At 69.8% G+C, this 10,028-nt stretch carries 13 protein-coding genes; 8 read left to right on the top strand and 5 right to left on the bottom strand.

What is annotated here, in order from left to right; translation table 11 throughout:
• The 4 genes from ACFVJS_RS22560 to ACFVJS_RS22545 form a co-directional block, all read left to right on the top strand.
• Positions 1-165 (top strand): HNH endonuclease (locus tag ACFVJS_RS22560; protein WP_378885185.1); only part of this gene is annotated, 165 nt, incomplete at its 5' end.
• Positions 166-221: 56 nt separating this feature from the next.
• Entirely contained in the window at positions 222-845 is a 624-nt protein-coding gene (locus ACFVJS_RS22555; protein ID WP_378885183.1) for a flavin reductase family protein, read from the top strand.
• 57 nt (positions 846-902) lie between these two features.
• Positions 903-1,331, top strand: a complete 429-nt coding sequence (locus ACFVJS_RS22550) for a hypothetical protein (RefSeq protein ID WP_378885181.1) — start codon at positions 903-905, stop codon at positions 1,329-1,331.
• A 36-nt stretch (positions 1,332-1,367) separates the two neighbouring features.
• Positions 1,368-1,679 carry a hypothetical protein gene (locus tag ACFVJS_RS22545; RefSeq protein ID WP_378885178.1) on the top strand — a complete coding sequence of 104 codons (312 nt, stop codon included), beginning with the start codon at positions 1,368-1,370 and terminating at the stop codon, positions 1,677-1,679.
• A 36-nt stretch (positions 1,680-1,715) separates the two neighbouring features.
• On the opposite strand, the gene ACFVJS_RS22540 is transcribed toward ACFVJS_RS22545, so the two are convergent.
• From ACFVJS_RS22540 to ACFVJS_RS22530, 3 genes are all read right to left on the bottom strand, one after another.
• Positions 1,716-2,666 carry a sigma-70 family RNA polymerase sigma factor gene (locus ACFVJS_RS22540; RefSeq protein WP_378885175.1) on the bottom strand — a complete coding sequence of 317 codons (951 nt, stop codon included), beginning with the start codon at positions 2,664-2,666 and terminating at the stop codon, positions 1,716-1,718.
• Positions 2,663-3,871, bottom strand: a complete 1,209-nt coding sequence (locus ACFVJS_RS22535; protein WP_378885172.1) for an NAD(P)/FAD-dependent oxidoreductase — start codon at positions 3,869-3,871, stop codon at positions 2,663-2,665. Before ACFVJS_RS22535 ends, ACFVJS_RS22540 begins: the two co-directional genes overlap by 4 nt.
• A gap of 80 nt (positions 3,872-3,951) precedes the next feature.
• A complete protein-coding gene (locus ACFVJS_RS22530; RefSeq protein WP_378885169.1) occupies positions 3,952-4,344 on the bottom strand; it encodes a nuclear transport factor 2 family protein in 393 nt (130 codons plus the stop codon).
• An 88-nt stretch (positions 4,345-4,432) separates the two neighbouring features.
• Here ACFVJS_RS22530 and ACFVJS_RS22525 point away from each other — a divergent pair, with 88 nt between their 5' ends.
• From ACFVJS_RS22525 to ACFVJS_RS22515, 3 genes are read left to right on the top strand one after another with little or no spacing between them, the layout of a single operon-like run.
• Positions 4,433-5,965, top strand: coding sequence for a nitrilase-related carbon-nitrogen hydrolase (locus tag ACFVJS_RS22525; protein ID WP_378885166.1), 1,533 nt, complete (start codon positions 4,433-4,435; stop codon positions 5,963-5,965).
• 11 nt (positions 5,966-5,976) lie between these two features.
• Complete coding sequence (locus ACFVJS_RS22520) at positions 5,977-7,158, top strand: sensor histidine kinase (protein ID WP_378885163.1); 1,182 nt, start codon at positions 5,977-5,979, stop codon at positions 7,156-7,158.
• Positions 7,155-7,805 (top strand): response regulator, encoded by a 651-nt coding sequence (locus ACFVJS_RS22515; RefSeq protein WP_378885160.1) that lies wholly within the window; start codon positions 7,155-7,157, stop codon positions 7,803-7,805. Before ACFVJS_RS22520 ends, ACFVJS_RS22515 begins: the two co-directional genes overlap by 4 nt.
• Here the strand turns inward: ACFVJS_RS22515 and ACFVJS_RS22510 are convergent.
• Positions 7,744-8,169, bottom strand: a complete 426-nt coding sequence (locus ACFVJS_RS22510; protein WP_378885157.1) for a hypothetical protein — start codon at positions 8,167-8,169, stop codon at positions 7,744-7,746. The two genes, ACFVJS_RS22515 and ACFVJS_RS22510, sit on opposite strands and share 62 nt — an antisense overlap.
• Before the next feature lie 98 nt (positions 8,170-8,267).
• On the opposite strand from ACFVJS_RS22510, the gene ACFVJS_RS22505 reads away from it, so the two are divergent.
• Positions 8,268-8,993: a polysaccharide deacetylase family protein gene (locus ACFVJS_RS22505; RefSeq protein ID WP_378885155.1), complete on the top strand. Its 726-nt coding sequence runs from the start codon at positions 8,268-8,270 to the stop codon at positions 8,991-8,993.
• Positions 8,994-9,004: 11 nt separating this feature from the next.
• On the opposite strand, the gene ACFVJS_RS22500 is transcribed toward ACFVJS_RS22505, so the two are convergent.
• A partial coding sequence (locus ACFVJS_RS22500) for an endo-1,4-beta-xylanase (RefSeq protein WP_378885152.1) occupies positions 9,005-10,028 on the bottom strand: 1,024 nt, incomplete at its 5' end.

The following is a 10,028-nucleotide window of genomic DNA, read 5'->3' as shown; positions in this document are numbered from 1 at the left end:
GAATGGTGCGACGCCCACCACCTCGAACCCTGGGCCACCGGAGGAAAGACCAACCTCAAAGACGGCGCCCTGCTCTGCCCGCATCATCACCGCCTGGCGCACAACCCCGGCTACACCCACGAACGACTACCCGACGGCACCATCCGCTTCACCCGCCGGCCCTGATTGCGCCGTCGGATACCCGCCGGAAGTCGCCGGTGAGGCGCTCTAGGTTTCGAGGCATGGGTACGCATGTGGACATCGATCCGGCCATCCTCTACTTCGGCACGCCGGTGGTGCTGCTCTCGACGCTCAACGAGGACGGCACCACGAACCTGATGCCGATGTCGTCGGTGTTCTGGCTGGGTCGTACGGCGGTCCTCGGGATCGGTGGGTCGTCGCAGACTGCGCGCAACCTGAGGGAGCGGCCCGAGATCGTTCTCAATCTTCCCAGCGTCGACCTGGTGACCCAGGTGGACCGACTCGCGCTGACGACGGGCAACGCGGCGATGTCGGTGGCCAAGGCGGAGCGTGGCTATGTGCACGTGGCCGACAAGTACGCGCATGCCGGGCTGACTGCGTACGGATCCGACACGGTGCTGCCGACGTCGGTCGCGGAGTGCCCGGTGCACATCGAGGGGACGGTGTCGGCGCTTCACGAGCTCGGGGAGTCGAAGCTGCTCGCCGTGGAGGTGGCGGTGACGGCGGTGCGGGTCATGCCGGACGTACGTCTCGAGGGTCATCCCAACCGGATAGACCCGGATCGGTGGCGGCCGCTGGTGATGAGCTTTCAGCAGTTCTACGGGCTGGGGGAGCGGGTGCATCCGTCGCGGTTGGCGAGCATCGACGAGGAGCTCTACCGCTGACGGGCGCCGGATCGATACATCCGGGCGGCGGAATGTGGTTCGGGTCGACATAGACCTGTGGCGACCGTCACATCTACCGTCGATCTGCTCGCCGGCAACTGGACCGTGACGGCCGACGCGCGCGGGATGGTCGTGGCGGTGCCCGCGGCGCCGAACGGCGGCGTGCTCCTCGTCGCGCCCGGCTACAACACCCTGAACGCGCAGGTCATGGCCGGAATCTACGATCGGAGCACCGAGCCGACCGACCCGCCGACCGACCCGCCCACAGAGGAGCCCACCGACCCGCCGACCGAGCCCGGCCTCTACTGCGGCTCGGCGACCAACGCCCAGCACCAGGCCGCGGGGCGCGCCCACTCCTACGGCACCAACCCTTACAACCCGTACTACGCCGATGTCTCGGAGGACTACATGGGTCAGGGTGACGCCACCGTGACGACCCTCCAGGAGTCGGCGGGCGGCCGCTTCGACGTGGTCACGACGTGCTGACGTAGGCTTCGGGTCCCGACCGGAACGAGGTGCAGCATGACAGCGAGCAAGTCGGCTCGTGAGAGGAAGGCAGCCTCGCAGGCCGGGCCCCTGGCCACGGTGAGGATCGATCTCGACGCCCAGCAGCAGTTCGTCTACAAGGTCACCTGCACGGAGTGCGTCGTCCGGGACAGGATCAAGTGGGCGACCTATCGGGCCGGCGAGGACAACGGCTTCATGGCGGCGATGGACCGATGGATCTTCCATCTCACCCAGAAGCACCCAGAGGCGGACGCACCGTGCCTGAAGTTCCTGCCCGAGGCCCAGCAGCGGCTGCAGGAGCGGCGGGAAGGACGTTCAGCAGGCTGACGTCCTCATGCTCGAGGTCGTCGACCGGTCGCGGAGTCACCACTCGGCGATGATCGGCGAGTCCTGCTCTTGCCGTGCCCATACGGCATCGATGTGTGCCAGCCGCTGGGGTGAGGCGATCCCGCGTACCGTGGAGATCTTGCCGCTGAGGACGTCGAACGCGACGACTCCGACGACGCGGTCGTCCACGACGGCCAGGATCGCGGGCGCACCGTTCACGAGCGCGTAGTGGATCACCGGAACGCCGCCGGCGATTCGCCGTTTCGCGGGCGACGGCCGGAAGCCGGCTCGCGCGATGGCCGCGACCTTGCCAGGAGTGTCGTAGCGCAGAATCCGCTCGCTGAGGCCGGCCCCGTCCGTGATCGCGGTGGCATCGTCGGTGAGCAGCTCCACCAGGCGATCGGTGTCGCCTGTCGACGCCGCCTCGAGGAAAGCCTCGACGGTCCGGCGAGCCGAGGCCGCATCGACGTCGACGAGCCCGCGGCGCCGGCCGGCAGCCACCCGTCGTCGAGCCCGGTGCAGGTGCTGCTGGCTCGCGGCCTCGCTGATCTCCAGCATGTCGGCGATCTCTGCGTGGGTGTAGGAGAACGCCTCACGAAGGACGTAGACCCCGCGCTCGACGGGCGCGAGCCGCTCCATCAGGGCAAGTACGGCCAGCGAGACCATCTCGCGCTGCTCGACCGTCTCGGCGGGACCGAGCATCGGGTCGCCCTCGAGGACGGGCTCGGGCAACCAGGCGCTGGCGCGTTCCTTGCGCATGTGCGCCGAGCGCAGGCGATCGAGACTGAGGTTGGTGACGACCTTGGCCAGCCACGCCTCGGGCACCTCGATCCGCTGTCGGTCGGCCCCCTGCCACCGCAGGTAGGCGTCCTGGACCGCGTCTTCGGCCTCGGACGCCGATCCCAACAGGCGATACGCCAGCGAGGCCAGCCGGTCACGGCTGGCCTCGAAGCGATCCGCGTCGAAGCGGTCGATGACCTCGCTCACGCTGCGACGCGCTCCGCGACCGGGTGCGACGAGGTCGCCAGGCGCAGCCGGCGCCGGGGCAGACCGAAGGTGGGGTGCGCGACGGCCCACAGCGCGATCCTGAGGACGGCTGCCTTGAAGCGTACGGCCCGACGGCCGCCCACATGCCTGGGCTTGGGTCGCCCCTGCTCGTCGACCATCTGCAAGATGGCGTCCTTCCGTCCGAGACTGATGTGGTTGCCGGGGTAGACGAGCTTGGTGGTCGGGATGTCGCGACCGGTGAGCTCGCCGATGATCGCCTCGATGGCCTGCCGGCAGGTGTAGCCGGCCGATCCGCACGACATCGGCAGCGGCTTGCCGTTGTCGCCGATCGCGTGCACGCTGTCTCCGACGGCGTAGACGTTGGGATGCGAGGTCGACCGCATCATCCGGTCGACGACGATCTGACCCGACTCGGTGACGTCGAGGCCACTGGCGGCGGCGATGGGGCTGACCGCGAACCCGGCCGTCCACGCGGTGGCGTCAGCAGACAGCACCGTGCCGTCGGAACAGAGGACGCGGGTGTCCTCGACAGACTCGACCAAGGTGTGCTCGACCACGGTGACCCCCAACCGGTCGTAGGTCCGGCGCAGATGGCGCTGGGCGCCGGCCGAGAGTCGGGCGCCGAGCTCACCGCGGGCGACCAGGGTCACCGCCAGCTCCGGTCGGGACTCGGCGATCTCCGCGGCCGTCTCGATGCCGGTCAACCCATCGCCGACCACGACCACCTCTCCGCCCTGTCCGCTCCGGCTCAGCGCGTCGAGGCGACGACGAAGCCGGAGCGCGGATGGCCGGCTCGCGATGTCGAAGGCGTACGTTTCCGCGCCGGGCACCTGGAAGGCGCCGCTGCTGCCGAGCGCGTAGACCAGGGTGTCGTACCCGATCTCCTCACCGCCGTCGGCGTCGGCGACACCGACGACCTGGCGGGTCGGGTCGATGTCGAGGACTCGTGCCAGACGCAGGTTGATTCCGGTCCCGGCGAAGACATCGGTGAGCTTCGGCGCCTCGACCTCCTGTCCGGCGGCGAGCTGGTGCAGCCGCAGACGCTGGACGAAGTCCGGTTCGGCGTTGACGACGGTGATCTCGACGTCGTTCGGCGACAGTCGGCGGGCGAGGATGCCGGCTGCGTACGCTCCGGCGTAGCCGGCTCCGAGCACGATGAGGTGGTGTCTGCGTGACTCGTTCATGGCGATGCTCCTTCTCTCTGATGTGCTGGTGAGAGATGAGCGAGGCAGCGGGCTGTTTCCTGACACCTGATCAATGTGATCTAGAACACATTCGACTCGGCGGCGGCCTTGATCCCCTCGAACTGTGCGCCCATCCGGGCGGCGAGGGCCTCGGCGGCCCGCAGCGGGCGGACCATCACCTTGAAGTCGACGATCTTCCCCTCGTCGTCGTAGGTGAGGAAGTCGCAGCCGTTGAGGTCGAGGCCGTCGACCTTGGCGGTGAACTCGTAGGCGTGGTGGGCGCCGTCGTGGATCTCGCGTACGTAGGTGAAGTCCTCGAACACCTTCACCACCGCCCGCAGGATCGCGGCGGTGATCGCCCTGCCGGGGTAGGGCTTGAACGCGACCGGGCTGGTGAACACGACGTCCTCGGCCAGCATCGACTCGACCGCGTCCATGTCCTTGGCCTCGATGGCTTCACGGAAGGTGGTCATCTGCGGCTTCCTCCTGGGTCTGTGGTCGCGGTCGGTTCGGTTCTGCGGACCGATGTCGCGGTCGGGATCGGCTCCTAGCGTCGGGACCATGATGCCGACAGCCACCAGGGACCTGGTGAACAACACTGATATTCGACTCCGGACGGCCTGGATCCCGCTCCTGATCGGGGCTCTGGTGCTGCCCTTCGCACAACTCCAGACCACCGTGCCGCTGGCCGCCTGGCTGGCGCCGGTGCTCCTGCTCCGGTTCGCCCGGACCGCCCGGGCGAGGGTGTGGCTGCCGGTGCTCGTCCTGGTCACCTGCGTCGCTCAGACCGTCGCGCTGCGAGGGATCTTCGAGTGGCCCGAGGTGGTGATCGTGGGTCTCACCGGCGCCTTCGGCGTCGTCCCGTACCTCGCCGACCGGCTGGTCGCGCGCCGCCTCCGCGGGCTGCCCGCGACGCTCGTCTTCCCGGCAGCGGCCGTGGTCACCGAGTGGCTGATCAGCCTCACCGGCCTCGGCACGCTGGGGTCGTCGGCCAACACCTTCGTCGCCGACGCGGGCCTGCGCCAGATCGTGTCGGTGACCGGGATCTGGGGAGTGACGTTCGTGGTCTGCTGGGTCGCCGCGTCGGTGAACGAGGTCTGGTCGACGGGGGCGACCCGAACCACGGTGCGGCGGGTGCTCGCCCCAGCGGCGGCAGTCGCCCTGGTCGTCCTCGCCACGGGGCAGGCCCGGATCGCCTTCGACCGACCGGCTCCGGACACCGTCCGGGTGGCCGGCCTGGCCGCCGACCGCGCTCTGACCGATGCCATGGACGCCCCGAGCCTGCCGGACCTGGCCGCCGGGACGGCGGAGGTACGCCGCTCGGCCCGCGCGGAGTTCGCGCCGGCGGCCGACGAGCTGCTGGAGCGTACGGTCCGGGTGGCTCGAGACGGGGCCGAGATCGTCTCGTGGGCGGAGGCGGCGGTGTTCGTCCTGGCTGAGGACTCGGACTCGCTGGTCGACCGGGCGCGTGCGGTCGCCCGCGCCGAGGGGATCTACCTGCAGCTCGGCACGGTGGTGGTCCGGGAGACGCAGGAGCACCCGTACGCCGAGAACCATGCGGTCATGATCGGACCCGACGGTGAGGTCATCTGGGACTACCTGAAGACCGTGCACCCGTTCGGCGACAACCAGGTCTACGAGCCCGGCCCGGGCACGGTGCCGACCGTCTCCACGCCGTACGGGGTGCTCTCGACCGTGATCTGCTACGACGCCGACTTCCCCGCACTGGTGCGACAGGCCGGTCGTGCGGGGGCCGACATCCTTCTGGTCCCGGCCAACGACTGGCAGCCGATCGACGCGATGCACGCCCAGGCCGCGACGTACCGTGCGGTCGAGAACGGGCTCACCCTGATGCGGCCGACCGGAGGCGGGCACTCGACCATCGTGAACCACCTGGGGGAGACGCTGGCGTTCGGCGACTACTACACCGCCGACCGCGTCACCGTGATGGCCGACGTACCGATCCGGGCGAAGGCCACGGCCTATCCGTTCGTCGGTGAGGCACTGGTGCTGGTGTCCGCTCTCGCGCTGGCTATCCTCACGCTGGTCTCGCTCGTTCGCCGACGGACGGCGTCACCCGCGGAACAGGAGTGACCGCCATCGCCATGCCAACTCTGGACCGTCGCACCTCGCGTCTCCTCGACCTGTCCAGCTACGGTGCGCTCGTCGTGATGGGCGCGCTCGGGACCTTCGGGCTGCCCGACAACGGCCGCAGAGTGGTCGCCGTGGCGCTGTGCCTCGTGGTCGGCGCGATGACCGCGCTCGGCCCGAGGGCACGGAGCACGGCGGCCAGGGTCGCCATGTTCTCGACCCAGACGACGATGATCGCGGGGCTGGTGCTGCTCGGATCCGAGGACTACGCCTCCTTCGTGTTCCTCTTCTTCGTGCTCAGCGTCCACGTGCCCCTGGTGTTCGGCGACCACGCCTCGATCGTGTGGATCGGGCTGTTCTGGATCATCTCCAGCGCAGCCTCGGTCGCGGCGGATGCCGACAACGCCTGGTTCGCGGTCGTCTTCAACCTCGGCGTCTTCCCGCTGTGCGGGCTGTTCGGCTACACGCTGCGCCGGATGGCGCAGGCCCGCAGCGACGGCGAGGAGGCGCTTGCCCGGCTGCGCGAGGCACAGGACCAGCTGCAGCGGCTCGCGGTCGCCCAGGAGCGCAACCGGCTCTCCCGCGACCTCCACGACAGCGTCAAGCAGCGGGTGTTCGCGATGATCATGCAGCTCGGCACCGCCCAGGCGCTGCTCGACCGGGAGCCCGGCCGCGAGCAGTCGGAGCCCGAAGCGGTTCGTCGCGCCCGGGAGGCGATCGACCACGCCGAGCTCCTGGCCCGCCAGGCCGGTTCCGAGCTGAACCTCGTGATCCAGGAACTGCGGCCGGCCGCTCTCGAGGACCGCGGACTTGCGGACGCGCTGCGCGGCTATGCGCAGGACTGGTCGCGGCAGAACGGCATCCAGGCCCGGGTCACCGTCAGCGGCGACCTGCCCGACCTTCGCGCGCAGCCCGACGTCGAGCATGCCCTGTTCCGGATCGCCCAGGAGGCGATGGCCAACGTGGCCCGCCACAGCCGGGCGACGTCGGTACGCCTCGAGCTGCGGGCGGAGGAGCGGACCGTCGCCCTGTCGATCACCGACGACGGCATCGGGTTCGACCCGGACCGTGCCGCAGGCGGCGTCGGGCTCGTCTCGATGCGCGAGCGTGCCGAAGCGCTCGGCGGCGAGCTGGTCATGGACAGCGCTCCCGGACATGGAGCGACGATCACCGTACGGATGGGAGCTTCGCGATGACGCAGATCTCGGTCGTCCTGGTCGACGACCACGAGATCGTCCGGCAGGGCGTACGTGCCTTCCTCTCGACCCAGCCCGACCTGCTGGTCGTCGGCGACGTCGGCAGCGGAGAGGAGGGCGTCGAGCTCGCCGCCGAGCTGACCCCCGACGTGGTGCTGCTCGACCTGATCATGGAGGGGATGGACGGGGTCGACGCGACCAGGCTGATCAAGGAGGCGAGCCCCCGCAGCCAGGTGGTCATCCTCACCTCCTACGACGACGACGCGAACATCTTCCCGGCGCTGCGCGCGGGTGCGTTGTCGTACGTGCTGAAGGACATCGGGTCCGACGCCCTGGCCGACGCGATCCGCAGCGCCGCCCGCGGCGACGCCGTGCTGCACCCACGGGTCGCCCGGCGGGTCGTCGACGAGCTGCGGGGCGGCCGCGACCGACCGAGCCAGGCGATCAGCAGTCTGACCGACCGCGAGCTCGACGTGGTGCGGCTGGTCGCGGCCGGCCTGACCAACAGCCAGGTCGCCGAACGGCTCGTGCTCAGCGAGAAGACCGTCAAGGGTCACGTCAGCAACGTGCTGGGCAAGCTGCAGCTCAACGATCGGACGCAGCTGGCCGTGCTCGCGTGGCGAGAGGGGATCGCCCGCCGCGGTTGAGCGCATAGCCGATGCCGATGCCCACCGCGGCGGGGGCGAGGACGAGTCCGGCCAGGAACGGGGTCAGGTTCCACAGGTCGCTCCACAGCACGCCGAAGTCACGGTCCCCCTCGAACCAGATCCGGAGCGGACCACTGAGGCCGACCGCGCCGGCGACCAGCGCCCAGCGCACGAACACCGGCGCGAGACGCTTCGCGTGGTAGCCGTCCCACAGACCCCAGAGCCCGGAGACGGCGAGCAGCAGCACGAAGTAGAGCAGGCCGGCGCCGATGGTGGCGTCCTCGGTGCGGACAAGGATGTCGGTTGCGATCGAGAACAGGACGCTGCCGCCGACCATCACGGTCAGCCGTACGAATAGCTTCATGTCTTCAGGTTCCTGGATCGAGGGCGTGCGACGCATGAGCGTGGGTACTCAGATTCGCGGGAACGGCTCGGCGCTTGACAGCCGCGGGGAGGGAAGACATGGTCACGACGGTGAAGTCGAGCAGCGACTGGCAGCCCAGCCATGACCCCGGGTTCGTGCCGGGAGGCGCGGTCCGTCCGACGTCGACGCCGCTCGCCGCCGCGAGAGGTACGGGCGAGGTGGCCGCACTCACCTTCGACGACGGCCCGAACCCCGGCGAGACGGACCGGTTGCTGGACATCCTGGCGGCTCACGAGGTGACCGCGGTGTTCTGCGTCATCGGTCAGAACATCACGGCTCCACGCGGCGCGGAGATCCTGAAGCGGATCGTCGCCGAGGGCCACACGCTGTGCAACCACTCCACCTCCTACGCCGACATGGGCACCTGGTCGCGTGCCGAGGTCGAGCAGGACCTCGAGGCCAACCTCGCCACCATCCGAGAGGCGCTGGGTGACCCGACTCAGAAAGTGCCCTACTTCCGAGCCCCCAACGGCAGCTGGGGCCACACCGGCGAGGTCGCCGCAACCCTCGGCATGCAGCCGCTCGGGCTGGGCAACGTGATCTTCGACTGGGAGGGCAACGATCTGTCCGAGGAGACGCTGACCGACAACCTCCGGGCCGCGATCCGGCCCGGCGCGGTGGCCCTGGCCCACGACGGTGGCGGCGACCGCGAGAACACCGTCCTCGCGGTCGCGACGGTGCTCCCGGAGAAGCTCGCCGAGGGATACACCTTCACGCTGCCGCAGGGCGGCATCCCGGACGACGACTGGACGCCGACGCCTTAGGCCGACCGGCGTCACCGCGTGACCGTCACCTCGGCTCGCGAGCTGTCCGGTGCGATCTCGAATGCGGCCGCCGAGTCCTCGACGCTGACCCGGTAGTCACCCGCCCATCCGCGCACCTTGACTCGCCCCTCGGAATCGGAGCGTAGGTGCGTCGGTCCCAGCCACCATTCCTGCTTGACCAGCCGGTGGAGCGCGTCGTACGCCGGTTTCGGTGTGTCGTCGGCACGCACCAGCCCCGCGGGCGCGCCGAGCCAGGACCCGAGATCGGTGAGGCCCCAGTAGGTGACCGCCTCGACCGACGGGTGCGAGAGCAGGGTGCGGTAGTGACGGACGAGCTCGTCGGCCTGCCGCTCCTCGCCCTCGGGGGTCGAGGGCCAGGTGGGCACCTGGTGATCGTTGAGGTCCTCGACCTCGGCCGGCATGAGGTCGCCGGAGAGGAGCGTCGTCTCGCTGAGGTGGAGCGGGAGGCCGAAGCGGGCGAACCGCTCGAGGACCTCCAAGGTGCGCTCCTCACCCCAGTAGCCCTGGTGCATGTGGCTCTGCAGACCGATCGCGTCGACGGGGATCCCCGCCTCGAGCACACCCTCGATGAGGCACTCGTAGGCCGTGGACATGTTGAAGTCGTTGAGGACGAGACGTACGCCGGGGCCGGCTGCGCGCGCCTCCTCGAACGCCAGACGTGCCATCGGGAGGCGGCCGAGCTGACGGCACAGCCGGGTGATGGCGTTCTGCCGCTCCTCGTTGTCGAAGACCGGCATGATCACCAGCTCGTTGATCGCGTCCCAGGTGTCGACCACCCCGTCGAACGCGGTGACCTCGCGCCGGATCCGGCCGCGGAGGACCTGCTCGACCTCCTCGGTCGGCGCGTCGAGGAGCCAGGCGGGGGAGAGGGTGTGCCAGGCCAGCGGATGCCCTTTGAGGGACACTCCGCGGTCGCGGAACCAGCGCGCCGCGGTGAGCATGCGTTCGGTCTCGGGCTCGCCTCGGGCGGGCTCGAAACCGGACCAGTAGAAGGGCAGCGTCGCTGTGTTGAAC

The sequence above is a fragment of the Nocardioides sp. NPDC057772 genome (assembly GCF_042798075.1).
In the GTDB taxonomy this organism is placed as follows: Bacteria; Actinomycetota; Actinomycetes; order Propionibacteriales; family Nocardioidaceae; genus Nocardioides.
This window is presented reverse-complemented; position numbering and strand designations above follow the sequence as displayed.

Excerpts from the sequence above, each read along its gene's own strand:
- ACFVJS_RS22525 (WP_378885166.1), top strand. The coding sequence starts at position 4,433 with ATGATGCCGACAGCCACCAGGGACCTGGTGAACAACACTGATATTCGA.
- ACFVJS_RS22505 (WP_378885155.1), top strand. The coding sequence starts at position 8,268 with ATGGTCACGACGGTGAAGTCGAGCAGCGACTGGCAGCCCAGCCATGAC.
- ACFVJS_RS22545 (WP_378885178.1), top strand. The coding sequence starts at position 1,368 with ATGACAGCGAGCAAGTCGGCTCGTGAGAGGAAGGCAGCCTCGCAGGCC.
- ACFVJS_RS22530 (WP_378885169.1), bottom strand. The coding sequence starts at position 4,344 with ATGACCACCTTCCGTGAAGCCATCGAGGCCAAGGACATGGACGCGGTC.
- ACFVJS_RS22520 (WP_378885163.1), top strand. The coding sequence starts at position 5,977 with ATGCCAACTCTGGACCGTCGCACCTCGCGTCTCCTCGACCTGTCCAGC.
- ACFVJS_RS22515 (WP_378885160.1), top strand. The coding sequence starts at position 7,155 with ATGACGCAGATCTCGGTCGTCCTGGTCGACGACCACGAGATCGTCCGG.
- ACFVJS_RS22510 (WP_378885157.1), bottom strand. The coding sequence starts at position 8,169 with ATGAAGCTATTCGTACGGCTGACCGTGATGGTCGGCGGCAGCGTCCTG.
- ACFVJS_RS22555 (WP_378885183.1), top strand. The coding sequence starts at position 222 with ATGGGTACGCATGTGGACATCGATCCGGCCATCCTCTACTTCGGCACG.
- ACFVJS_RS22535 (WP_378885172.1), bottom strand. The coding sequence starts at position 3,871 with ATGAACGAGTCACGCAGACACCACCTCATCGTGCTCGGAGCCGGCTAC.